The organism is Streptomyces sp. NBC_00237, assembly GCF_026342435.1.
Taxonomy (GTDB): domain Bacteria; phylum Actinomycetota; class Actinomycetes; order Streptomycetales; family Streptomycetaceae; genus Streptomyces.
On record NZ_JAPEMT010000001.1, the window covers coordinates 770,272 to 794,893 of the forward strand.

The 24,622-nt window shown below is 72.4% G+C and carries 19 protein-coding genes; 14 read left to right on the forward strand and 5 right to left on the reverse strand.

What is annotated here, in order from left to right:
• Positions 1 to 18: 18 nt before the first annotated feature.
• The 3 genes from OG897_RS03370 to OG897_RS03380 form a co-directional block, all read right to left on the reverse strand.
• Positions 19 to 426, reverse strand: a complete 408-nt coding sequence (locus OG897_RS03370) for a DUF742 domain-containing protein (RefSeq protein WP_266652742.1) — start codon at positions 424 to 426, stop codon at positions 19 to 21.
• On the reverse strand, positions 423 to 851 hold the full coding sequence (locus OG897_RS03375; protein WP_266652744.1) for a roadblock/LC7 domain-containing protein: 429 nt from the start codon (positions 849 to 851) through the stop codon (positions 423 to 425). Before OG897_RS03375 ends, OG897_RS03370 begins: the two co-directional genes overlap by 4 nt.
• Before the next feature lie 230 nt (positions 852 to 1,081).
• Positions 1,082 to 2,686: a sensor histidine kinase KdpD gene (locus OG897_RS03380; protein ID WP_266652746.1), complete on the reverse strand. Its 1,605-nt coding sequence runs from the start codon at positions 2,684 to 2,686 to the stop codon at positions 1,082 to 1,084.
• Between the two features lie 240 nt (positions 2,687 to 2,926).
• Between OG897_RS03380 and OG897_RS03385 the strand changes: the two genes are divergently transcribed.
• The 10 genes from OG897_RS03385 (at position 2,927) to OG897_RS03430 (ending at position 17,538) form a co-directional block, all read left to right on the forward strand.
• On the forward strand, positions 2,927 to 5,740 hold the full coding sequence (locus tag OG897_RS03385; protein ID WP_266652748.1) for an FAD-binding and (Fe-S)-binding domain-containing protein: 2,814 nt from the start codon (positions 2,927 to 2,929) through the stop codon (positions 5,738 to 5,740).
• A gap of 172 nt (positions 5,741 to 5,912) precedes the next feature.
• Positions 5,913 to 6,815: a DMT family transporter gene (locus OG897_RS03390; protein WP_266656530.1), complete on the forward strand. Its 903-nt coding sequence runs from the start codon at positions 5,913 to 5,915 to the stop codon at positions 6,813 to 6,815.
• 109 nt (positions 6,816 to 6,924) lie between these two features.
• The gene (locus OG897_RS03395; protein WP_266652750.1) at positions 6,925 to 7,734 is read left to right on the forward strand and encodes a TIGR03084 family metal-binding protein; all 810 of its coding nucleotides are present in this window, start codon (positions 6,925 to 6,927) and stop codon (positions 7,732 to 7,734) included.
• Positions 7,731 to 9,449, forward strand: coding sequence for an acyclic terpene utilization AtuA family protein (locus OG897_RS03400; protein WP_266652752.1), 1,719 nt, complete (start codon positions 7,731 to 7,733; stop codon positions 9,447 to 9,449). The genes OG897_RS03395 and OG897_RS03400 overlap by 4 nt, the downstream gene beginning before the upstream one ends.
• 301 nt (positions 9,450 to 9,750) lie before the next feature.
• A complete protein-coding gene (locus OG897_RS03405) occupies positions 9,751 to 11,355 on the forward strand; it encodes an acyl-CoA carboxylase subunit beta (RefSeq protein WP_266652754.1) in 1,605 nt (534 codons plus the stop codon).
• Between the two features lie 25 nt (positions 11,356 to 11,380).
• Entirely contained in the window at positions 11,381 to 13,294 is a 1,914-nt protein-coding gene (locus OG897_RS03410) for a biotin carboxylase N-terminal domain-containing protein (protein ID WP_323188046.1), read from the forward strand.
• A complete protein-coding gene (locus OG897_RS03415; protein ID WP_266652757.1) occupies positions 13,291 to 14,463 on the forward strand; it encodes an acyl-CoA dehydrogenase family protein in 1,173 nt (390 codons plus the stop codon). Before OG897_RS03410 ends, OG897_RS03415 begins: the two co-directional genes overlap by 4 nt.
• Positions 14,464 to 14,648: 185 nt before the next feature.
• On the forward strand, positions 14,649 to 16,226 hold the full coding sequence (locus OG897_RS03420) for a 4-coumarate--CoA ligase family protein (protein WP_266652758.1): 1,578 nt from the start codon (positions 14,649 to 14,651) through the stop codon (positions 16,224 to 16,226).
• Complete coding sequence (locus tag OG897_RS03425; protein WP_266652759.1) at positions 16,223 to 16,966, forward strand: enoyl-CoA hydratase family protein; 744 nt, start codon at positions 16,223 to 16,225, stop codon at positions 16,964 to 16,966. Before OG897_RS03420 ends, OG897_RS03425 begins: the two co-directional genes overlap by 4 nt.
• Positions 16,954 to 17,538, forward strand: a complete 585-nt coding sequence (locus tag OG897_RS03430) for a TetR/AcrR family transcriptional regulator (RefSeq protein WP_266652760.1) — start codon at positions 16,954 to 16,956, stop codon at positions 17,536 to 17,538. Before OG897_RS03425 ends, OG897_RS03430 begins: the two co-directional genes overlap by 13 nt.
• 62 nt (positions 17,539 to 17,600) lie before the next feature.
• Here the strand turns inward: OG897_RS03430 and OG897_RS03435 are convergent, their stop codons facing one another.
• Positions 17,601 to 18,701: a citrate synthase 2 gene (locus tag OG897_RS03435; protein ID WP_266652761.1), complete on the reverse strand. Its 1,101-nt coding sequence runs from the start codon at positions 18,699 to 18,701 to the stop codon at positions 17,601 to 17,603.
• Positions 18,702 to 19,028: 327 nt separating this feature from the next.
• Between OG897_RS03435 and pdxH the strand changes: the two genes are divergently transcribed.
• Positions 19,029 to 19,655, forward strand: coding sequence for a pyridoxamine 5'-phosphate oxidase (gene pdxH, locus OG897_RS03440; RefSeq protein WP_266656532.1), 627 nt, complete (start codon positions 19,029 to 19,031; stop codon positions 19,653 to 19,655).
• A 386-nt stretch (positions 19,656 to 20,041) separates the two neighbouring features.
• Positions 20,042 to 21,385 carry a PAS domain S-box protein gene (locus tag OG897_RS03445; RefSeq protein ID WP_266652762.1) on the forward strand — a complete coding sequence of 448 codons (1,344 nt, stop codon included), beginning with the start codon at positions 20,042 to 20,044 and terminating at the stop codon, positions 21,383 to 21,385.
• Between the two features lie 87 nt (positions 21,386 to 21,472).
• Here OG897_RS03445 and OG897_RS03450 read toward each other — a convergent pair whose 3' ends face one another.
• Positions 21,473 to 22,228, reverse strand: coding sequence for an SIS domain-containing protein (locus OG897_RS03450; RefSeq protein ID WP_266652763.1), 756 nt, complete (start codon positions 22,226 to 22,228; stop codon positions 21,473 to 21,475).
• A gap of 266 nt (positions 22,229 to 22,494) precedes the next feature.
• On the opposite strand from OG897_RS03450, the gene OG897_RS03455 reads away from it, so the two are divergent.
• Positions 22,495 to 23,187 (forward strand): metal-dependent transcriptional regulator, encoded by a 693-nt coding sequence (locus tag OG897_RS03455; protein WP_266652764.1) that lies wholly within the window; start codon positions 22,495 to 22,497, stop codon positions 23,185 to 23,187.
• A gap of 531 nt (positions 23,188 to 23,718) precedes the next feature.
• Positions 23,719 to 24,597, forward strand: coding sequence for an alpha/beta fold hydrolase (locus OG897_RS03460; RefSeq protein ID WP_266656534.1), 879 nt, complete (start codon positions 23,719 to 23,721; stop codon positions 24,595 to 24,597).
• Positions 24,598 to 24,622: the final 25 nt, after the last annotated feature.

The following is a 24,622-nucleotide window of genomic DNA, read 5'->3' on the forward strand; positions in this document are numbered from 1 at the left end:
GCCTGCTGCTGCGCCTGTTCAGAGGTTGCGGAGGCCAACGAGCACCTGCTCCAGGAGTTCGGGTTCGGGGAGTTGCGCGGATTCGGGGGCGGCGCGCGGGTGGCGGGCGCTGATCCGGCCGGTGTCGAGCAGGTCGGCCAGCAGGATGCGCGTGATGCTCACGGGCAGGCCCAGCTCGGCGGCGATCTCCACGACGGCGACCGGGTAGTCGCACATGCGCAGGATCGCCGCGTGCTCGGACTGCATGCCGGGCACCGGGGCACACTCGGCGACGACCAGGGTGACCAGGTCGAACGCGTCGGAGTGCGTACGGCTGCGGCCACCGGTGACGGTGTACAGCCGGTCCGGGGAGTCGTCGCGGCCGGGGCGGGGCGTGGTCCGGCGCGCCGGGTGGCCGGGGGTGTTGCTGCTGCCCCCGGTACTCATGCGGAGAGGGTGCTGTCGGCGTCCTTGCTGGCGCGGGGTTCCGCACTGAGGTGTTCGCCGAGCTGCTCGACGAGTTCGTTCATGTTGTGGCCGATGAGGCCGACGTCGGAGTCCTCGCCCGCGACGACCGCGAGGTGGGCGCCCGCGCCGGCCTCGACGATGAACAGGATGCCGCCGTAGAACTCGGCCATCGCCTGACGTACGCCACCGGTCCCGTCGCCGAACTCGATCGAGGCGCCATGCGTGAGGCTCTGGATGCCCGCGGCGATGGCGGCGAGCTGATCTGCCTGATCGACGGAGAGCTCGGGAGTACGGCACAGCTTGAGGCCGTCCCGGGACAGGACGAGGGCGTGCCGGGCGCCGGGGGTGCGCTCCAGGAGGCTCTCCAGCAGCCAGTTGAGCTTTTCGTCGGTGGTGGCGGTCATCGGATCTCGTTGCCTTCCGGGTGCGGGGGGTTTCTCGGGGGTGGTGGGGGTGCTGTGCGGGATGGGGCTGCGAAGCATGCCTTCAGGGGCGCGGGGCTGTGTCGATGTGCGGCTCCGCCGCGCGGGCGCGACCCGCCACGACGTCCCCGCACGTAACGGGACCTCGGCCCCGCAGGGTTGAGGTGAAGGGGCGGGGAAGGGCGCCCGCCGCAGGCGCACCCCGGGGGCCCTCAGCCACTGGACGGCCTGTCCACAGCCCCTCCCTCGTCCGAGGAACGGGGCCCCGGGGACGGAGCCGCCGGAGGCAGGGCCTGACCCTGCACGGCCTGCCGAAACGTGCTGAAACGATTCGCCGCATTCCGCCGCGCCGCCGCCTCAGGAGCAGGCCGGGCCGGCGCCTCCGGCCCCTCGGGATGCGCCGCGGCCAACGTGCGCCCCCGCCGCCGCTTCGGCAGCCCGCTCTCCCCGAACTGGGGAAGCCCGCCAGTGGTGTCGGACCCCTGACCGGGCTCCTCCGCACGGACGTGCTCGCGGGCACGCTCGGGCGCGACCTCCCGCCGCCGTACGGGAAGCGTCGTCGGCTCCTCCCGTACGTCGGCACCAGGCACGGGCACCTGCACTGGCGGCAGCGCGCGCACCTGCGCCGGTGCCGGAATCGGAAGCGGAGCCGGAGCCGGAGCCGGAGCCGGAGCGGACACCTGCACTGGAGCGGGAGCGGGAGCGGGAGCAGAAGCAGGAGCAGGAGCAGGAACGGGCGCCGGAGCAACCACCTGCGCCAGCACCTCCTGCGGCAGCAGAATCAGTGCCCCCGTCCCACCCCGCGCCGACGGCCGGAACGACACCGTCAAGTTGTGCTTGCGCGCCAGGCACCCCACCACCGCGAGCCCGAGCCGCGTGCCCGAGAGCCCCGTCAGGTCCAGCGGCGTCTTCGTGCACACCGCGCGCTCCGCCCGCCGCAGCTGTACGTCGCTCATGACCAGGCCGCTGTCCTCGACCGTGATGATGACCCCGGCCGGGACCTCCTCCACGTAGACGTGGACCTCGGCCGTCGGCGGCGAGAAGTTCGCCGCGTTGTCGAGGAGTTCGGCGAGGGCGTGCATGACGCCCTCGGCGGCGTGACCCGCGACCGCGACCTCGCTCGTGGAGTGCAGCCGAACACGCTGGTAGCCGTTGATACGCCCCATCGCCCCGCGCAGAACCGACTCCATCACGATCGGTTTTGCCCATCTGCGACCGGAACGCGCACCCGTGAGGATGGCGATACTGTCCGCGAGGCGACCGGCCTGTGCGGTGCGGTGGTCGAGGTGCAGGAGGTCGCCGAGCACGTCCTCGTCGGTGTGCCGGTGCTCCATCTCGCGGAGGTCCGCGAGCATGCCCGTCGCGAGCGCCTGCATGCGGCCTGCCGCGTTCGCGCACGCCGACATGGCTGCCGCGCGGGCGGACTCGCCGCGTCCGACCTCGGTGGCGAGGATGTTCAGCAGCGCCCGGGCGTTCGCGTTGTCCAGCTCTCCCAGCCCCCGCGTGGCGACGTTCAGCGCGGTGGACGCGGAGTCGCCCGCCCGGAGCCGCGTGACGAGCTGCGGGAGGGTCTCGCCGATGAACCGGTCGGCGTCCGCCTGCCCGCGCGCGAGAACCCCCGCGAGGGCGCGTGCGCGCACGGTGGCGCGCGTGGCGACGGTGACGGCGGCGGTCAGCAGCAGGGCCACCGCCCCGCCGCCCCAGGCCAGCGGAGTCTTCACCTCTGCGGGGGCGAGGAGCACCGCCCCCAGGAGCAGCAGGCCGCTGACGGCCGCCGAGATCGACAGGACCAGTGCGGACGTGCGGCGCAACGACATGGAAGGGGCCCTCTTGGAGTGGCTCGGGGTGGCTCGGGGTGGCTCCGGGTCTCCGGGGTGGTTCCGGATGTCCGGGGTGGTGAAACGGAAGCGGAATGTCCGTCTAAAGCGTGCCCACTATAGGAGAGTTGATGATCAGTTGGGAAAGTTCTTGTTTGTTTCTATGAGCGGATCCCGTGCTGAACAGGGGGACAAGTCGACCGACTCCGCCCGATTCGTAGCACCGTGCATGCTGGACGCATGGCTGAACGACAGGGCGAGACGACCGAGTTGGCAGCAGACCTGAGGTCGGCCGTGCGCGGAGAGGTGTCCTTCGACGCCGCCTCGCGGGCCCTCATGACGATGGACGCGTCGAACTACCGACGGGTCCCGCTGGGAGTCGTCGCCCCGCGCGACAGCGACGACATCGCCGCCGCGCTCGCCGTCTGCCGGGCGCACGGCGTGCCGGTGGTCCCGCGCGGCGGCGGCACCTCCATCGCGGGCCAGGCGACCGGCACGGGCGTCGTCCTGGACACCACCCGCCACCTGCGCGCCCTCCTCGACCTGGATCCCGCCTCCCGTACGGCGGTCGTCCAGCCCGGTCTCGTACTGGACGAGCTGCGCGCCGCGGCCGCTCCGCACGGACTGACCTTCGGCCCCGACCCGTCCACGCACAGCCGCTGCACCCTCGGCGGCATGATCGGCAACAACTCCTGCGGATCGCACTCGGTGGCCTGGGGCACCACGGCGGACCAGGTGCGCGAGCTGAAGGTCCTCACCTACGGGGGCGACCGCCTGCACCTGTCGCGCGGCGGCTGGGACCACGCTCCACAGGCACTGCTGTCCACAGGTCTGCGCACCCTTGTGGACAAGAACCTCGCACTGTTGCGCACGGGCTTCCCCGAACTGCCGCGCAGGATCTCCGGATACGCCCTCGACACGCTCCTCCCCGAGAAGGGGGTGGATCTCGCCCGCGCCTTCTGCGGCAGCGAGGGCACCCTCGGGGTGGTCACCGAGGCCGTCGTCTCCCTGGTGGACGCACCCCGCGCGCGGGCCCTCGCCGTACTCGGATACACGGACGAGAGCGCGGCCGCCGAGGCGGCGCCCGGCCTCCTGCCGTACGGCCCGCTGACCGTCGAGGGCATGGCCGCCGACCTCGTGCCGGAGCGGGAGCGGCGGCTGCTGCCGCGCGGGACGGCCTGGCTGTTCGTCGAGACGGGCGGCGACAGCGCCGCAGAAGCCCGTGTGCGGGCCCGGGAGATCGTCCGGGGCGCGGACGCCGTCGACGGCACGGTCGTGGCCGACGCGGCCGGACAGCGGGCCCTGTGGCGCATCCGGGAGGACGCCAGCGGCACCGCCACCCGCATGCCGGACGGCTCGGAGGCATGGCCTGGCTGGGAGGACTGCGCCGTTCCCCCGGCCCGGCTGGGCGCCTACCTGCGCGACTTCCGCGCGCTCCTCCTCGCGCACGGCCTGCGCGGGACCCCGTACGGACACTTCGGTGACGGCTGCATCCACGTACGCATCGACTTCGACCTGCTGAGCGGCGAGGGCGTCGCCCGCTTCCGCGCCTTCTCGGAGGAGCTCGCCGACCTGGTGGCCGCCCACGGCGGCTCCCTCTCCGGCGAACACGGCGACGGCCAGGCCCGCGCCGAACTCCTGCCGAGGATGTACGGGAGTGAACTGGTCGCCCTCTTCGAGGAGTTCAAGGACGCCTGGGACCCGGTCGGCGGCATGAACCCGGGGATGCTCGCCCGCCCCGCCCGCCTGGACGACAACCTCCGCTTCGCCGTGCTGCCGCCTGCCCCGGTGCGCGACGTCGCCTTCGCCTATCCCCACGACGGCGGTGACTTCTCGGCCGCCGTGCGCCGCTGTGTGGGCGTCGCCAAGTGCCGTACGACGGCCACCACGGCAGGCGGCGTCATGTGCCCCTCCTTCCGTGCCACCGGAGAGGAGGAGCACTCCACGCGCGGGCGCGCGCGACTGCTGCACGAAATGCTGGCGGGTGAGGTGATCGAGGACGGCTGGCGCTCGGAGGAGGTGCGTGACGCACTCGACCTGTGCCTGTCCTGCAAGGGGTGCAGGAGCGACTGTCCGGTGGGCGTCGACATGGCGACGTACAAGGCGGAGTTCCTGCACCACCACTACGCGGGACGGGTGCGGCCCGCCTCCCACTACGCGCTGGGCCGCCTCCCGGAGTGGCTCCGCCTGGCGTCTCCCCTGGCGGGCGCGGTCAACGCGGCCTCGCGGAACGGACTCCTGTCCTCCCTCGCCAGGAGGGCGGCCGGAATCACCCCCGAGCGCCCGATCCCGCCCCTGGCCACCCGTACCTTCCGCCGCTGGGCCGCCGACCGCCCCCGCACTCCCTCCCCGGCGTCGGCCCCCCTCGTCACGCTCTGGCCGGACACCTTCACCAACCACCTCTCGCCTTCTGTGGGCATCGCGGCGGTCCAGGTGCTGGAAGCGGCGGGGCTGCGGGTGCGGCTGCCCCGCGCGGGCCTGTGCTGCGGCCTCACGTACGTCTCCACGGGGCAGCTGGACCGCGCCCGCGAGGTCATGCGGCGGACGCTGGCAGCCGTACCCGCGGACCTTCCCCTGGTGGTCCTGGAACCGAGCTGTGCGGCGGCCCTCAAGAGCGACCTGCCGGAGCTCCTCGGCGACGACCCGAGGGCCGCGGAGCTGGCCTCCCGCGTACGCACGTTCGCGCAGGCGCTGGAGGAGTACGCGCCGGAGTGGACGCCGCCGCGCGTCGACCGGCCCGTGACGGGCCAGACACACTGCCACCAGCACGCGGTACTGGGCGACGGCGCGGACCGCCGACTGCGGGAGAAGGCGGGCCTGGTGGGGGAACTGGCGGGCGGCTGCTGCGGCCTCGCGGGCAACTTCGGCTTCGAGAAGGGCCACTACGAGGTGTCGGCCGCGTGCGCGGAGGAACAACTGCTGCCGGGGATGCGGGGGCTGCCGGAGGGCGGCTCGGTCCTGGCGGACGGCTACTCGTGCCGGACGCAGGCGGAGCAGCTGGGAGGGGTACGGGGGAGGCATCTGGCGGAGGTGCTGGCGGAGGGGCTGGGGTGAACGGCCGCCGGTCGCCGGAGCCTCCGCCCGCCCTCGGCATCCCCTACGGACGCCCCAACCTCCCGTGCCATCATGGGAGTACATCCCATTGAACGCGAGGTGCACCACAGTGAACGCCGCTGAGCCCCGAGGCGCCCAGGGCACCCGGGGCGCCCCAGCCCCTCTCCTGGACGTGGAAGCCGCCGCCGCGGTCGCCACCGCTCCCTCCGTGAGGCGCAGCCGTGCCACCGCCCTGGGCCCCGTGGCGCTCGTCGTCGCCGGAGGTCTGAGCGTCCAGTTCGGTTCGGCGCTCGCCGTGCTGATCATGCCCAGGACCGGTGCGCTCGGCGTCGTCACCCTGCGCCTGGCCGTCGCCGCCGTCGTGATGCTCCTGGTGTGCCGCCCCAGCGTCCGTGGCTACACCCGCCGGGACTGGGGCACGATCGTCGTCTTCGGTGTCGCCATGGCCGGTATGAACGGCCTCTTCTACCAGGCGGGCGACCGCATCCCGCTCGGCGCCGCCGTCACCCTGGAGGTGCTCGGCCCCCTCGCACTGTCCGTCTTCGGCTCCCGGCAGTGGTCGAGCGTGCTGTGGGCGGGCCTGGCGCTCGCCGGAGTCGCCCTCCTCGGCGCGGCGGGCTTCGGCGGCCTCGACCCAGTCGGGGCGGCCTTCGCGCTCTCGGCGGGTGCGTGCTGGGCGGCGTACATCGTCTTCAGCGCGAAGACCGGACGCCGCTTCCCGCAGGTCGACGGGCTCGCCCTCGCGATGGCGGTCGCGGCGCTCCTCAGCCTCCCGCTCGGCGTCATGGAAGCCGGGAGCAAGCTGCTCGACCCGGTGACGCTCGGCCTCGGCGCGGCCGTCGCGCTGATGTCGTCGGTCCTGCCGTACACCCTCGAACTGATCGCCCTGCGCCGGATGCCCGCACCGACTTTCGCGGTCCTCATGAGCCTGGAGCCCGCGATCGCCGCCGGTGCCGGATTCCTCATCCTGCACCAGGCGTTGTCGCTGGTCGACGCGCTGGCCATCGCGCTGGTGATCGGTGCGAGCGTGGGCGCGGTACGCAGCCAGACCCGCCGCGCACTCCCCCAGAAATAGACATTCCGGCCTCCTTCGGCAGCCCCCGCGAGATTCAAGCACGCTTGCTTGTTTCTGCGGGGGCTGCCATGCTCCGGGACACGCAGCCATGCCCCGACGGGAGCGCCACGTGTCCGAACTCGATGCGGTAATCAGCGACTTGCGCGACGAGAGCGCCGAACTCGATCTTCACGTAAGGGACTTGACCGACGCCCAGTGGCGCCTGTCGACCCCGGCCCCCGGCTGGACCGTCGCCCATCAGATAGCCCACCTCGCCTGGACCGACTCGGTCGCGCTGCTGTCCGCGACGGATCCGGGCGCGTTCGCGGCCGAGGTCGGGCGGGCGGCGGCGGACCCCGGCGGATTCGTCGACGAGAGCGCCGACGCGTGGGCGTCCGTGCCGCCCGCCGAACTGCTCGCCCGCTGGCGCGCGGGCCGCGAGCGCCTGCACGGCGTCCTGGCCGACGCCCCCTCGGGCACCCGGTTCCCCTGGTACGGGACGTCGATGGGCGTCGCCTCCATGGCCACCGGACGCCTGATGGAGACCTGGGCGCACGGCCAGGACGTCGCCGACGCGCTGGGCGTGCACCGCACGCCGACGCCGCGCCTGCGCCAGGTCGCCAGGATCGGCGTCCGGGCCCGCGACTACGCGTACGTCGCGCGGGGCCTCAAGCCGCCGCAGGAGGACTTCCGGGTGGAACTGACGGGTCCCGGGGGCGAGTCGTGGGCGTACGGCCCGGAGGACGCCGCCCAGCGCGTCACAGGACCGGCGCTCGACTTCTGCCTCCTGGCCACCCAGCGCGCCCACCGTGCGGACCTGGCGCTGCGTGCGGAAGGCGCGGAGGCGGACCAGTGGCTGGACATCGCGCAGGCGTTCGCGGGGCCGCCGGGGGAGGGGCGGGCGCCGAAGGGGGCCGCCGCCGAGGGGTCGGGCTCGTGACCCGGTCCGGGGCCTCGCCCCGGCTGGAGGTCCTGCGCATCGGCAACGCCTCCGGCTTCTACGGCGACCGCTTCGACGCCGTGCGCGAGATGCTCACCGACGGCGAACTCGACGTCCTCACCGGCGACTACCTCGCCGAACTCACCCTGCTGATCCTCGGCCGCGACCGTCTGAAGGACCCCGCCCAGGGATACGCCAAGACCTTCCTGCGCCAACTGGAGACCGGCCTCGGTCTCGCCCACGACCGGGGCGTCAAGATCGTCACCAACGCCGGAGGGCTCAACCCCGCCGGACTCGCGACAGCGGTACGGGAGTTGGCAGGACGGTTAGGGATACCGGTCAAGGTCGGTCACGTACAGGGGGACGACCTGATCGGAAACGGTCAGTGGGGTGAGGGCGTGCTCACCGCCAACGCCTACCTCGGCGGCGCCGGAATCACCGCCTGCCTCGACGCGGGGGCGGACGTCGTCGTCACGGGCCGCGTCACGGACGCCGCCCTGGTCACCGGGCCCGCCGCGCACTGGTTCGGCTGGGGCCCCGAGGCGTACGACGAGCTGGCGGGCGCGGTCGTCGCCGGTCACGTACTGGAATGCGGCACCCAGGCCACGGGCGGCAACTACTCCTTCTTCGGCGCGCACGATGTGCGCCGCCCCGGCTTCCCGCTCGCCGAGATCCGCGCCGACGGCTCGTCCGTCATCACCAAGCACCCCGGCACGGGCGGCGTCGTCGACACCGGTACGGTCACCGCCCAGCTCCTCTACGAGACGGGCGGCGCGCGCTACGCGGGCCCCGATGTCACGGCCCGCCTGGACACGGTCTCGCTGACGCAGGACGGCCAGGACCGGGTGCGCATCACCGGCGTACGGGGCGAGGAGCCTCCGCCCACCCTCAAGACGGGGCTCACCCGCGTCGGGGGCTGGCGCAACGAGGTCGTCTTCGTGCTCACCGGGCTCGACGTGGAGGAGAAGGCGGAGCTGGTGCGGGGGCAGGTCGAGGAGGCGTTCGGCGGGGCCAAGGGGCGCCCGGCGGAGGTGCGTTGGGAACTGGCCCGCACAGACCGCGAGGACGCCGACACGGAGGAGCGCGCGAGCGCTCTGCTGCGGCTCGTCGTGCGCGACCCGGACGCGGAGAAGGTCGGGCGGGCGGTGAGCGGGGCGGCCGTGGAGCTGGCCCTCGGCAGTTACCCCGGCTTCCACGTCACCGCGCCGCCGGGGAAGGGGGCGCCCTACGGGGTCTTCGAGGCGCGGTACGTCGACGCGGCGACGGTGCCTCATGTGGCGGTCCTCCCGTCCGGGGACACTCAGGAGGTCCGCGCCCCGACCAGGACCCGGCCGCTCGCCCCCGTCCCCGAGCCCGACCTTCCGCGCCCGCTGCCCGCCGGGCCGACGCGCCGGGCCCCCCTCGGGCTCGTGGCGGGAGCCCGCAGTGGGGACAAGGGGGGTGACGCGAACGTGGGCCTCTGGGTCCGCACGGACGACGCGTGGCGCTGGCTGGCCCACCACCTCACGGTGGCCCGCCTCCAGGAACTCCTGCCGGAGACGGCGGACTTGACGGTGACGCGCACCGTGCTCCCCCAGCTGCGCGCCCTGAACTTCACGATCGAGGGCCTCCTGGGCGAGGGCGTCGCCTCCCAGTCCCGCTTCGACCCCCAGGCCAAGGCCCTGGGCGAATGGCTCCGCTCCCGCCACACGGACGTCCCGGAGGCCCTCCTGTGACCGGTTCGCCTGCGGCTGCGCCACTCGCCCCCTGGCGATGCCCGAAGGGCATCCAGGGGCGCGGGGCGGTGTCACTGTGCGGCTCCGCCGCGCGGGCGCGACCAGCCACAAAGCACCCGCACGTAACGGAACCAGCCGCGCGGCCAAGCGCTTTAGGGAAGGGGCGGAGAGGGGAGAAAACGCCCCGCGCAGCGGCCTGAACGCCAGCTCCCACCCACCCGCACGGAGCCCCACCCCTCCACCCGCCAGTGCCCGAGCCGCCCGCCAGGGCCAAGCCCCCCGCCCCCGGAGAGGCCACCCCATGACCACCCTCCCCACCACCCTCGACCCCACCACCCCCGCCTACACCACCCACCGCACCGCCACCGCGGCCACAATCGCCACCCTCCAAGAGGCCCACCAGAAGGCCCTCTCCGGCGGCGGCGAAAAGTACGTCGCCCGCCACCACACCCGCGGCAAACTCCTCGCCCGGGAGCGCATCGAGCTCCTCCTCGACCCCGACACCCCCTTCCTGGAGCTGTCCCCCCTGGCAGCCTGGGGCAGCGACTATCCCGTCGGCGCCTCCATGGTCACCGGCATCGGCGTCGTCGAGGGCGTCGAATGCCTCATCACCGCCAACGACCCCACCGTCCGGGGCGGCGCCTCCAACCCCTGGACCCTCAAGAAGGCACTCCGCGCCAACCAGATCGCGTACGAGAACCGCCTCCCCTGCATCAGCCTCGTCGAGTCGGGCGGCGCCGACCTCCCCTCCCAGAAGGAGATCTTCATCCCCGGCGGGGCGCTCTTCCGCGACATCACGCGCCTGTCCGCCGCGGGAATCCCCACCATCGCCGTCGTCTTCGGCAACTCCACCGCAGGCGGCGCGTACGTCCCGGGCATGTCCGACCACACCGTCATGATCAGCAAACAGTCCAAGGTGTTCCTCGGCGGCCCGCCCCTCGTCAAGATGGCCACCGGCGAGGAGAGCGACGACGAGTCCCTCGGCGGCGCCGAGATGCACGCCCGCACCTCCGGTCTCGCCGACCACTACGCCGTCGACGAGCGCGACGCCCTGCGCCAGGCCCGCCGTATCGTCGCGCGCCTCAACTGGCGCAAGGCGCACCCCGACCCGGACCCCGCCCAGGTCGTCGAGCCCCGCTACGACCAGGAAGAACTCCTCGGCATCGTCCCCGACGACCTCAAGATCCCCTTCGACCCCCGCGAAGTGATCGCCCGCATCGTCGACGCCTCCGACTTCGACGAGTTCAAGCCGCTGTACGGCACCAGCCTGGTGACCGGCTGGGCCACCCTCCACGGCTATCCGATCGGCATCCTCGCCAACGCCCAGGGAGTGCTGTTCAGCGCCGAGTCGCAGAAGGCCGCCCAGTTCATCCAGCTCGCCAACCAGCGCGACATCCCCCTGCTCTTCCTGCACAACACCACCGGCTACATGGTCGGCAAGGCGTACGAACAGGGCGGCATCATCAAGCACGGCGCGATGATGATCAACGCCGTCGCCAACTCCAGGGTCCCGCACCTCTCGGTCCTCATGGGAGCCTCGTACGGAGCCGGGCACTACGGCATGTGCGGGCGCGCCTACGACCCCCGCTTCCTCTTCGCCTGGCCCAGCGCCAAGTCCGCCGTGATGGGCCCCCAGCAGCTCGCAGGGGTGCTCTCGATCGTCGCGCGGGCCTCGGCCGCCGCCAAGGGGCAGCCGTACGACGACGAGGCGGACGCGGGACTGCGCGCCATGGTGGAGCAGCAGATCGAGTCGGAGTCCCTCCCGATGTTCCTGTCCGGGCGGCTGTACGACGACGGGGTCATCGACCCCCGCGACACCCGCACCGTCCTCGGCCTGTGCCTGTCCGCGATCCACACGGCCCCCGTCGAGGGCGTGCGCGGCGGCTTCGGCGTCTTCCGGATGTGAGGCAGCACCCATGAACCCGACCCCGATGATCAGCACCCTCCTCGTCGCCAACCGGGGCGAGATCGCCTGCCGCGTCTTCCGCACCTGCGCGGAACTGGGCATCGACACCGTCGCCGTCCACTCCGACCCGGACGCCGACGCACTCCACACCCGTACGGCGGACGCGGCCGTACGTCTCCCGGGGGCAGCGCCCTCCGACACCTACCTGCGCGGCGAACTCATCGTGAAGGCCGCCCTCGCCGCCGGGGCGGACGCCGTGCACCCCGGGTACGGGTTCCTCTCCGAGAACGCCGACTTCGCCCGCGCGGTGACCGACGCCGGGCTGACCTGGATCGGGCCGCCCCCGCCCGCCATCGAGGCCATGGCGTCCAAGACCCGCGCCAAGGCCCTCATGGCGGAGGCCGGAGTCCCGCTCCTCGCTCCCGTCGACCCGGCGACCGCCACCGAGGCCGATCTGCCCCTCCTCCTCAAGGCGGCGGCAGGGGGCGGCGGACGCGGCATGCGTATCGTCCGGGAACTCACCCAGCTCGAAGCCGAGGTGAAGGCCGCCTCCGCCGAAGCGCGTTCCGCCTTCGGCGACGGCGAGGTCTTCGCCGAGCCGTACGTCGAGCGCGGACGCCACATAGAGGTGCAGGTGCTCGCCGACGCGCACGGCACCGTATGGGCGCTCGGCACCCGCGACTGCTCCCTCCAGCGCAGGCACCAGAAGGTGATCGAGGAAGCCCCCGCACCGGGGCTGGACGACACGCGGCGCGGTGCTCTGCACGACGCCGCCACCGCCGCCGCGCGCGCTGTCGGGTACGTCGGCGCGGGCACTGTCGAGTTCCTCGTCGACAACAGCGGCAGGGCCTACTTCCTGGAGATGAACACCCGCCTCCAGGTCGAACACCCCGTCACCGAGGCGGTCTTCGGCATCGACCTCGTCGCCCTTCAGATCCGCATCGCCGAGGGGCACGCCCTCCCGCAGACGCCCCCGGAAGCCCTGGGGCACGCCGTGGAGGCCCGCCTGTACGCCGAGGACCCCGCCAACGGCTGGCGGCCCCAGACCGGCGTCCTGCACGCCCTGGACGTCCCCACCGGGCCCGGACTGCGCCTCGACACCGGTTTCGAGAGCGGCGACACCGTCGGCGTGCACTACGACCCCATGCTCGCCAAGGTCGTCGCCCACGCGCCCACCCGCGCCGAAGCCGTCCGCGCCCTCGCGCACGCCCTCGCCCGCACCCGCGTGCACGGACCCGTCACCAACCGGGACCTCCTGGTGCGCTCCCTGCGCCACCCCGACTTCCGCACCGGGCAGGTCGACACCGGCTTCTACGACCGTCACCTCGACGCCCTCACCACGCCGCAGCCCGGCGAAGACCTCGCCGCCGTCGCCGCCGCACTCGCGGACGCCGCCAGCCGGGGCAGCCGCTTCGGCGGGGGGTGGCGCAACGTCCCTTCGCAGCCCCAGAGCAAGACGTACAACGGCCATGAAGTCCGCTACCGGCGCGAGCGCGACGGCAGCTATCAGGTGGAGGGCGTCGACCGGGTCGTGTCCGTCACCCCCCAGGAGGTCGTCCTCGACGTCGACGGGGTGCGGCGCCGTCACCTCGTACAGGTGCACGCGAGCACCGTCTACGTCGACACCCCCACCGGCTCGCACACCCTCACCCCCGTCCCGCGCTTCCCCGACCCCACCTCCCGCACCGCCCCCGGCTCCCTCCTCGCCCCCATGCCCGGGACGGTCGTACGGGTCGCCGAAGGGCTCGTGGAAGGGGCTCACGTGGCAGCGGGACAGCCCCTGCTGTGGCTGGAGGCCATGAAGATGGAGCACCGCGTCACCGCTCCCGCCTCCGGCACGCTCACCGCACTCCACGCCGCCCCCGGCCGCCAGGTCGAGGTGGGCACCCTGCTCGCCGTCGTCACGGACACCAGTGCACAGGAGGACCAGGAAGCATGAGCAGCACCGCGAACAGTGTGATCGAGACCGAGGAGCAGCAGGCGCTCCGCGCCGCCGTCGCCGCCCTCGGCAAGCGCTACGGACGCGACTACCTGACGAAGGTCGTCGCGGAAGAGGGCCACCCCGACGAGCTGTGGGCCGAGGCCGCCAAGCTCGGCTACCTCGGCGTCAGCATCCCGGAGGCGTACGGAGGGGGCGGCGGCGGCATCACCGAACTCTCCATCGTCCTGGAGGAGCTGGGGGCGGCCGGATCGCCGCTCCTCATGATGGTCGTCTCGCCCGCGATCTGCGCCACCGTCATCGCCCGCTTCGGCACCGAGGCGCAGAAGACCCAGTGGCTGCCGGGCCTCGCCGACGGCAGCCTCACCATGGCCTTCGGCATCACCGAGCCCGACGCCGGGTCCAACTCCCACCGCATCACCACCACCGCCCGCCGCGACGGCGACACCTGGGTCCTCACCGGCCGCAAGGTGTTCGTGTCGGGCGTCGACATCGCCGACGCGACGCTCGTCGTCGGGCGGACGGAAGACGCGCGGACCGGCAGCCTCAAGCCCTGCCTCTTCATCGTTCCGCGCGAGGCCCCCGGCTTCCAGCGCTCCCGGATCGACATGGAACTCCAGGCCCCGGAGAAGCAGTTCGAGCTCGTCCTGGACGACGTACGGCTGCCCGCCGACGCCCTCGTGGGCGACGAGGACGCCGGACTCCTCCAGCTCTTCGCGGGGCTCAACCCCGAGCGCATCATGACCGCCGCGTTCGCCGTCGGCATGGCCCGCTACGCCCTCGGCAGGGCCGTCCGGTACGCCAAGGAGCGCACGGTCTGGAAGACGCCCATCGGCGCCCACCAGGCCATCGCGCACCCCCTCGCGCAGGCGCACATAGAGATCGAGCTGGCCCGCCTCATGATGCGCAAGGCCGCCACCCTCTACGACGCGGGCGACGACATGGGCGCGGGGGAGGCCGCCAACATGGCCAAGTACGCGGCGGCGGAAGCCTGTGTGAAGACCGTCGACCAGGCCGTCCACACCCTCGGCGGCAACGGACTCACCCGCGAGTACGGGCTCGCCTCGCTGATCGTCGCCTCCCGGGTGGCCCGGATCGCCCCCGTCAGCCGGGAGATGATCCTCAACTTCGTCTCCCACCAGTCCCTGGGGCTCCCGAAGTCGTACTGAACCGCACCGGGCGCACGGAGACCCCGGACGGCCCCGGACGGGCCTCGGACGGACCCGGACGGACCTCAGCCGGGGTCTCCCCAAGTCGTGCCGGCAGCACGCATCCTGTCCGTCCACACTCCGTGCACGACCGTCGCACCGGTCGCGCACACCGTCGCACCATCGTGTCGAAGGGGACCGTCAGCATGGTGTTCCACAGTGAGTACGCCGATGTGCCGGACGTCGAACTGCCGCTGCACGAGGCGGTACTCGGACACGCCGCACAGTACGGAGACACCCCCGCGCTCATCGACGGGACGAACGGCACCACCCTGACGTACGCCCAGCTCGACGCCTACCACCGCAGGATCGCCGCAGCACTGGCCGCATCGGGCCTCCGCAAGGGTGACGTGCTCGCCTTGCACAGTCCCAACACCGTCGCCTACCCAATGGTGTTCTTCGCCGCCACCAGGGCAGGCGCCTCGGTCACCACCGTGCATCCACTGGCCACCGCGGAGGAGTTCGCCAAACAGCTCCGCGACTCCTCGGCGCGCTGGATCGTCACCGTGTCGCCTCTCCTGGAGACGGCCCAGCGGGCCGCCGAACTCGCCGGCGGCATCGCGGAGATCCTCGTCTGCGACAGTGCTCCCGGCCACCGCTCCGTACTGGACCTGCTCGCCAGTACCGACCCCGAGCCGCAGATCGGCATCGACCCCCGCGAGGACGTCGCCGCACTGCCCTACTCCTCGGGCACCACCGGCGTCCCCAAGGGCGTCATGCTCACCCACCATTCCATCGCCACGAACATGGCGCAGCTCGAACCGTTCATCCCGATGAAGCCCGGCGACCGGCTTCTGGCGGTCCTGCCGTTCTTCCACATCTACGGTCTGACCGCCCTCGTCAACGTCCCCCTCGCACACGGCGCGACGGTGGTCACCCTGCCGCGCTTCGAGCTCGAACAGTTCCTCCGGACCATCCAGGACCAGCGCATCAACGCCCTCTTCGTCGCCCCGCCGATCGTCCTCGCCCTCGCCAAGCACCCCGCCGTCGACAGCTACGACCTCTCCTCGCTGGAGTACGTCGTCAGCGCCGCCGCCCCGCTCGACGCGAACCTCGCGAAGGCTTGTGCGGACCGTCTGGGGCTCCCGCCGGTCCTCCAGGCGTACGGGATGACCGAGCTGTCCCCGGGGACGCACGTGGTGCCCCTGAACGCCGAGAACCCGCCCCCGGGCACCGTCGGCAAGCTCCTCCCGCGCACCGAGATGCGCATCCTGTCCCTGGAGACGCCGGGGAAGGACCTCGGCGTCGGCGAGGACGGCGAGATCGCCATCCGGGGCCCGCAGCGCATGAAGGGCTACCTGGGGCGTCCCGACGCCACCGCCGAGATGATCGACGCCGACGGCTGGGTGCACACCGGAGACATCGGCCGCACCGACGCCGACGGCTGGCTCTTCGTGGTCGACCGCGTCAAGGAACTCATCAAGTACAAGGGCTTCCAGGTCGCCCCCGCCGACCTCGAAGCGCTCCTGCTCACCCACGACGGCATCGCGGATGCCGCCGTGATCGGGGTATACGACTCGGACAACAACGAGATCCCCAAGGCGTACGTCGTACGGCAGACGCACGCCGCACACCTCACGGAGGAGGACGTGATCGCGTACGTCGCCGAACGCGTCGCCCCCTACAAGAAGGTGCGCCGCGTTGAATTCACCGACGCGGTGCCCCGTGCCGCCTCCGGCAAGATCCTGCGCCGGGAGCTCCGAGAAAGGGAACGACACCAGTGACACGGCAGGCCCTGGCCCCCACCACGCACGACCGAGGCATCACCACCCTCACCCTGGACTCGCCCGCGAACCGCAACGCCCTCTCGGCCTCCCTCGTGGGCGAGTTGGGGATGGCCCTCGACCGCTACGGCAAGGACTCCTCGGTGCGGGCGGTGGTGCTCGCGCACAGCGGCAACACCTTCAGCGCCGGCGCCGACCTCAAGTCGCCCGCCAGCCCCTACGCGTTCGTCGCCCTGCTGCGGCAGATCGCCGAACTGCCCAAGCCCGTCATCGCGCGCGTCGACGGGCACGCGCGCGCGGGCGGCCTCGGGCTGCTCGGCGCGTGCGACATGGCGTTCGCCTCCGACACCTCCGACTTCGCGTTCTCGGAGGTACGGATAGGGGTGGCCCCCGCCGTCATCTCGATCCCGCTGCTGCCGCGCCTCGACCCCCGGGCGGCATCCCGGTACTTCCTCACCGGGGAGGTGTTCGACGGGCCGCGCGCCCGGGAGATCGGACTGCTCACCGCCACGGCACCGGATGTGGACGACGCCGTCGCACCTGTGCTGGACGCACTGCGCAGGGCGTCGCCGCAGGGCCTCGCCGAGACGAAGCGGCTGCTCACGGCCGCCATGCGGGACGCTTTCGACCAGGACGCGGAGGACCTGGTACAACGCTCGGCAGCGCTGTTCGCGTCCGCCGAGGCGCGCGAGGGCGTCACCGCACACCTCGAACGACGGGACCCCGCGTGGCTGTTGTGACCGCTCCGAAGCAGGACCGCAGCCGGGCCACCCGCAGACGCCTGCTGGAGGCCGCCGTGGCCTGTCTCGCCGAGCGTGGCTGGGCGGGCTCCACGGTGTCCGTCGTCGCCGAGAAGGCGGGCGTGTCCAGGGGGGCCGCCCAGCACCACTTCCCCACCCGCGAGGACCTCTTCACCGCCGCCGTCGAGTACGTCGCCGAAGAACGCTCCTCCGCACTGCGCGCCCTGCCGGGACACCACATAGCGGCCGTCGTCGGCGCCATCGTCGACCTGTACACGGGGCCGCTCTTCCGGGCCGCCCTGCACCTGTGGGTGGCCGCCTCCAACGAGGAACAGCTGCGCGCCCGGGTCACCGAGCTGGAGGCCAGGGTCGGCCGCGAGAGCCACCGCACAGCGGTGGAGCTCCTGCACGCCGACGAGAGCCGCCCCGGCGTCCGGGAGATCGTGCAGGGCTTCCTCGACATGGCCCGCGGGCTCGGACTCGCCAACCTCCTCACCGACGACACCGCGCGCCGGGACAGGGTGGTGGCCCAGTGGGCGCACCTGCTGGAGGAAGCACTGCGGAAGCCGTAGGGGACACGGGTAAGGGGCGGCCTCCGGGAGGCCGCCCCTTACCCGTGCCGCAGGTACGGACCTCAGCCCGCGATGTCCTCGAACCCGGCGACCTCCCGCGGGTTCCGCGCGCCGGGACCCACGTACCGCGCCGACGGGCGCACCAGACGGCCGGTGCGCTTCTGCTCCAGGATGTGCGCCGACCAGCCGGCCGTGCGCGCGCACGTGAACATCGACGTGAACATGTGCGCCGGGACCTCCGCGAAGTCCAGCATGATCGCCGCCCAGAACTCCACGTTCGTCGCCAGCACCCGGTCGGGGCGGCGCTCGTGCAGCTCCTCCAGCGCGGCCTTCTCCAGGGCCTCCGCCACCTCGAAGCGCGGGGCCGCCAGCTCCTTGGCCGTACGCCGCAGGACGCGTGCGCGCGGGTCCTCCGCGCGGTACACGCGGTGGCCGAAGCCCATCAGCCGCTCGCCCTTGTCGAGCGCCTGGCGGACGTACGCACGGGCGTCACCGGTGCGCTCGATCTCCTCGATCATGCCGAGCACGCGGGAGGGCGCACCGCCGTGCAGCGGGCCGGACATCGCGCCCACCGCACCAGACAGGGCGGCGGCCACGTCGGCACCCGTGGAGGCGATGACGCGGGCGGTGAACGTGGAGGCGTTCATGCCGTGCTCCGCCGCCGACGTCCAGTACGCGTCGACCGCCTTGACGTGCTTGGGGTCGGGCTCGCCGCGCCAGCGGATCATGAAACGTTCGACCACGGAGTCGGCCTTGTCGATCTCGCTCTGCGGCACCATCGGCAGCCCCTGGCCGCGCGCCGACTGGGCGACGTACGACAGGGCCATCACGGCGGCCCGCGCCAGGTTGTCGCGGGCGGTGGCCTCGTCGATGTCGAGGAGGGGTTTCAGGCCCCACACGGGTGCGAGCATCGCCAGCGCCGACTGCACGTCGACGCGGATGTCGCCGGAGTGCACCGGGATCGGGAACGGCTCGGCGGGCGGCAGTCCCGGGTTGAACGCCCCGTCGACCAGCAGACCCCACACGTTCCCGAAGGACACGTGCCCGACGAGATCCTCGATGTCGACGCCGCGGTAGCGGAGCGACCCGCCCTCCTTGTCCGGTTCGGCGATCTCCGTTTCGAACGCGACGACTCCCTCAAGTCCGGGTACGAAGTCGGACATCAGGCGGCTCCTCTATGCGTGTAGGCCATGCGGCGGGAGGCAGGAACGATACCCCTGCTGTGGGGAGGCGACAGTGGCTCCACCGGGGATTTTGGCGGGTTCCACCGATGCGGGGAAGCGTGAGAACAGGCACACTGCACGACCCACTGACGAGAGGGTTAAGGGCAGTTGGGTCCGGGAAGACTGCGCCCGCACCTCACCGCACGTGCGTGCACCCTCTGTGCGGACGCGCCGTACCCCCTGCGGCAGGATGGCCCCGTGCCGAACACAGCCCCCGCCGCATCCGACCCCTCCTCGACCGAGGGTTCCACCGTCGACCCCGCCGTCATGCGCGAGCAGTACCGCAGCGAACCGCTCGCCGAGAAGGCCCTGGCGGCCACCCCCATGGAACAGTTCGCCCACTGGTTCCGTCAGGCGGTCACCGCGGGCCTGGACGAGCCCAACGCCATGGTCGTCGCCACCGCCACCCCCGACGGCCGTCCCAGCACCCGTACGGTGCTCCTGAAGGCGTACGACGGCGAAGGCTTCGTCTTCTTCACCAACTACCAGTCCCGCAAGGGCGAGGAACTCGCGGCGAACCCGTACGTCTCGCTGCTCTTCCCCTGGCACCGCATCGCCCGCCAGGTCATCGTCACCGGCACCGCGGCCCGCGTCTCCCGCGCCGAGACCGCCGCCTACTTCCGCACCCGCCCGCACGGCTCCCAGCTCGGCGCGTGGGCGAGCAACCAGTCCCGGCCCATCGGTTCCCGCGAGGAACTGACCAGCGCGTACGACGACTTGGCGGCCCGCTACCCCGAGGGCGAGAAGGTCCCGGTGCCGCCGCACTGGGGCGGCTTCCGGGTGGTGCCCCAGGAGGTCGAGTTCTGGCAGGGCCACGAGAACCGCCTGCACGACCGGCTGCGCTACGCCAGGACGGACGCGGGCGACTGGTCGGTGCAGCGCCTGAATCCGTAGCCGCACGGGAAAGCGCTCGGGAAGACACTCGGGAAGACGCTCGGGAAACGCAGAACCCCGCGGGCTCTGGTCCCCTCCGAGGAGGGGGCCGGCCGGACTTACCGGCGAGCCCGCGGGGCGGTGACTGCTTGGATTGGAACCGGCTGCGCCGGTACCGCACTGAGTGCGACGACGGGCAACTAGCCCGCAGTCACCTCACGAGTCCGGAAAGAGAACATCTTCCGAATCACCTCCTTTCAGTGTGGGCCACACATTAGGAGCCCTCCGGGGCGGCCTCAACCGAATTAACGGAGCACTTCGATTTCACCGAAGCCGGTGTGCTCTGCGTCACGTTCGAGTTGAATGATCCGATGTGCAGCACAGGTGAACACCTGCGGGGGTGCCGGGTGAATGCTTCTCTGAGCAACGGAACCGCTGGGCCTGAGCCCGAGGCCGGAGTGGGGGCGGAACTCCTCGCCGCGCTCCTCGACGGCATGGACGCCGCCCTGTGCGCCTTCGACGCCGAAGGGGTCGTCACGCACTGGAACCGCGAGGCGACCCGCATCCTCGGCTGGAGTGCCGAGGACGCCGTGGGACGGCAGGGGTTCGCCGGGTGGGCGGTGCGCAGCGCCGACGCCGACGAGGTGCAGGCACGGCTGATGGCGGCCATGCACGGGGGAGGGCGGCAGGTCCACGAGTTCGCCCTGCTGCGCAAGGACGGCAGCCGGGTCCTCGTACGGACGCAGTCGGCGGCGGTCACCGGCGCGGACGGCAAACCGGCCGGGGTCTACAGCGCGTTCGGCGAGGTGCACGCCCAGATCGACCTGGAGCGCGCCATCGCGCTGAGCGAGGTGCTCTTCGAGGACGCCTCCTGGGGCGTCGTCCTCGTCGACGTCGACCTGCGCCCCACCGTGGTCAACGTGCACGCCGCACGGGCCCTCGGCGGCGGCCGTACGACGCTCCTGGGGCGCCCGCTGGGCGACACCGTCGTGCAGGGCGTCGACGAGCTGGAGGGCGCCCTGCAGCACGTACTGGCGGAGGGCACCCCGCCCGCGCCCGTCGACCTGTGGGTGACGCTGCGCACCCCGGAGGGGGAGCGGCGGCGCTGCTGGCGCAGCGGCTTCCTGCGCCTCGCCTCGCCGCTTGCGGAGGAACCGGTGCCGCTGGGGGTCGGCTGGCTGTTCCAGGACGTCACCGAGGCCAAGACGGCCGAGCAGGAGGCCGCCAGGCTCCGGTTCCGGGGCAACCAGTTGCAGCGGGCGGCCCGTACGGCCGCCGAGTGCGAGGACCCCATGGAGGCCGCCGCGGCCTACCTGGACTTCGGCCTCGCCGGGTTCGCGGACCACGCCCTGATCGACGTACTGCGCGGAGAGCGGCTGGTGCGGGTCGCGGTCACCCCGGAGGGTGAGCCGGGACCGTGCAACGGGGACAACGCGGAGGCGGGAATTCCGGTGCGGTACGGGGAGGGCCACCCGGCACTCCAGGCGCTCGACCGCACCGGGGCGGTGCGCGCGAGCGCGGGCCCGCGCACGGACCAGGAGGGGTGGGCGACGGAGCGGCAGTGGCCCAGGGACGCCGTGCACGCCCTGTGCACGGTGCTGCGCAGCCGGGGCCGGACGGTGGGCACGGTCACCTTCCTGCGCGGTGCGACCCGCCCCGCCTTCGAGCGCCCGGACGCGACGTACGCGGAGAGCATCGCCGTACGGGTGGCCGCCTCGGTGGACCTGGCACAGGTACTGAGGGGCGGGTGACACCCCGAGGGGCGGCAACGGCGACGGGGCAGCGAACGGGTCGGTGGGACGGGTCGGTGAACGGGTCGGCGGCAGGTCAGTGACGGATCAGTGGCGGAAGAAGATCCGGTCCCTGTACTCGGTCATCACGCGGCCGTTCCACTCGTGGCCCCCGTCGACGTTCCCCGACCGCAACAGCGGCACCTCGACGCCCCGGTCGGCGAGTTCGCCCGCCGCGGCCGCCATGACGGCCTGCATCAGTGCCGTGGTGACCACGGTCGAGGCGGGGGCGAAGGGTGCGTCGATGCCGTCCTTCGTCAGTTCCGCGTCACCGACGGCGATCTTGCTGTCCAGCACGATGTCGCAGTGGTCCTTCAGGAAGCTGCCCGACTTGTGGCGCGACCTGGTGCCCTCCGCGTAAGCCACTGAGGTCACGCCGATGACCTTGAGCCCCAGGGCGCGCGCGTTCATCGCCATCTCGACGGGGAGCGCGTTGCGCCCCGACAGGGAGATCACCACGAGGACGTCGCCGGGCTTGGCGGGGCTGCTGTCGAGCACCGCGCCCGCGAGGCCGTCCACGCGCTCCAGGGCGGAGCCCAGGGTGGCGGGCATGACGTCGATGCCGACGACGCCGGGCACCGCGAGGAGGTTCATCAGGGCGAGCCCGCCCGCGCGGTAGACGACGTCCTGCGCGGCGAGCGAGGAGTGGCCCGCGCCGAACGCGAAGAGCCTGCCGCCCGAGGCCACGGTGTCGGCGATGGCGGTGCCCGCCGCCGCGACGGAGTCGGCCTCCTCGTCCCGTACGCGATGGAGCAGCCCGATCGCCGCGTCGAAGAACTGACCGGCCAGTTTGTTCTCGCTCATCGCGGAGGGCCTTTCCAGTGACGATTTCGTCCGGGGTGTCGGGAATGCGGGGCAGTTACCCAAGGTTACGAACAGGGGCGGCGTCCGTGCCGCGGATCACGTTGCGGTCTGGAGCCGCGACCTGTCAATACGGCCGCGCCCCGCCCCGGCACGGTTGTCAGTGCGATGCGTCAGAATTGGGACAGGGCCGGCGCAGGACGACTGAGCACAACCGAGCACGAAGACCGAGCGCACGACGATTTCTGTCACAGCATCGAGGGGCACACATGTCCGGACTGATCGACACCACGGAGATGTATCTCCGCACCATCCTCGAACTTGAGGAGGAGGGCGTCGTCCCCATGCGCGCCCGCATCGCCGAGCGCCTTGACCAGAGCGGTCCGACGGTCAGTCAGACCGTGGCCCGCATGGAGCGCGACGGCCTGGTGACGGTCGCGGGCGACCGGCACCTGGAATTCACCGAGGAGGGCCGTCGGCTGGCCACGCGCGTGATGCGCAAGCACCGGCTCGCGGAGTGCCTCCTCGTCGACGTGATCGGCCTGGAGTGGGAGCAGGTGCACGCGGAGGCGTGCCGCTGGGAGCACGTGATGAGCGAGGCGGTCGAGCGCCGCGTCCTCGAACTGCTCCGGCACCCCACCGAGTCCCCGTACGGCAACCCGATCCCGGGTCTGGAGGAGCTCGGCGAGAAGTCCGAGGCCGACCCGTTCCTGGACGACAGCATGGTCAGCCTGAACGACCTCGCGCCGGGCCCGGAGGGCAAGACGGTCGTCGTACGGCGCATCGGCGAGCCCATCCAGACCGACGCCCAGCTGATGTACACGCTGCGCCGCGCGGGCGTGCAGCCCGGTTCGGTGGTCAGCGTGACCGAGTCGCCCGGCGGGGTGCTGGTCGGCAGCAGTGGCGAGGCGGCGGAGCTGGACGCGGAGACGGCGTCGCACGTCTTCGTCGCCAAGCGCTGAGCCGGGCGCCGAACGCTCCGCGAAGGTCAACTCCGGTCGGGGGAAGGGGATTTGAGGTCTCCTTCCCCCGACCACTTTCGTATCGGAATCCCAGCGGCCGGACGGATCGCGTGCCACGCTGTGTCTGCGGAACAGGAAACCGGGGCACACGTCGTGAGTGAGGCTGCCGACCGGGCCCGTCGCACGGCCGGGGAGGAGGCGCGGGATGCGCCCGTCGTACGAACCGCACGAGGAGGGCCCCGGCGCCCTGAGGCGCCGGGGCCTGTCCTCCCCTGCGTCGGCCTGGAGCCCCGAGCTCTTCAGGCCGACCCCCGCGGACCGTCTTCCCCGAGCGGCCCGCCTCCCGAAGAAGATCTCCCCTCGGCAGCGAACGCCAATCCTTGAGCGCTGTCACTCGAAAGAGGGTTCTTGGTCGCTGCATCCCGATGTTCGAATACGAGTTCGATAGCTTGGGTGGACACCAGCCGGAAGCAGGCGAGGGACGAGTACCCGGATACCCGGAATCCGTACGAGAAGGGGGTGCCAGGCCATATGGTGCGGCGCATCGACGTGACCGGAGCCGACGGCGCACACCTCGCCGCCTGGGAGTTCACCGACCCTCCCAAGGGCGGAGGCGACCTTGAGCCGCTTCCCGGCGTCCTCCTGCTGCACGGCCTGATGGGCCGCTCCTCGCACTGGGCGGCGACCGCCAGGTGGCTGTCCGAGCGGCACCGGGCCGTCGCCCTCGACCAGCGCGGCCACGGCCGCAGCGAGAAGCCCTCCGACGGGCCCTTCACCCGTGACGCCTACGTCGCCGACGCGGAAGCCGTGGTGGAGCAGCTCGGCCTCGGCCCGGTGACCCTGATCGGCCACTCCATGGGCGCCCTGACCGCCTGGCAGCTCGCCGCCAAGCGCCCGGACCTGGTGCGCGCCCTGGTCGTCTGCGACATGCGGGCCTCGGCGCTCGGAGCGGCCTCCCAGCGGGAGTGGGAGGACTGGTTCAAGGCGTGGCCGGTGCCGTTCGCGACGCTCGCCGACGTACGGAAGTGGTTCGGCGAGGACGACCCCTGGGTGGAACGCCCCTCCCCGGCACGCGGCGAGTTCTTCGCCGAGGTGATGGCCGAGCGGGCGGACGGCTGGCGCCCGGTCTTCTCCCGCCGCCAGATGCTGGAGTCCCGGGCGACGTGGGTCTACGACGCGCACTGGGACGAGCTGTCCCAGGTCCAGTGCCCCACGCTGGTCGTGCGGGGCCTGGACGGGGAGCTGGGCCGGGCCGAGGCCCAGGAGATGGTGCGGGTGCTGCCGCAGGGGCAGTACGCGGAGGTGGTGGACGCGGGCCACCTGGTCCACTACGACCAGCCGGAGGGCTGGCGGGCGGCCGTCGAACCCTTCCTGGAGGAAACGGCCGGCAAGTCCGTCCCCGCCCGGTAGGACCGCCGCACGGCCCGCCCCACCC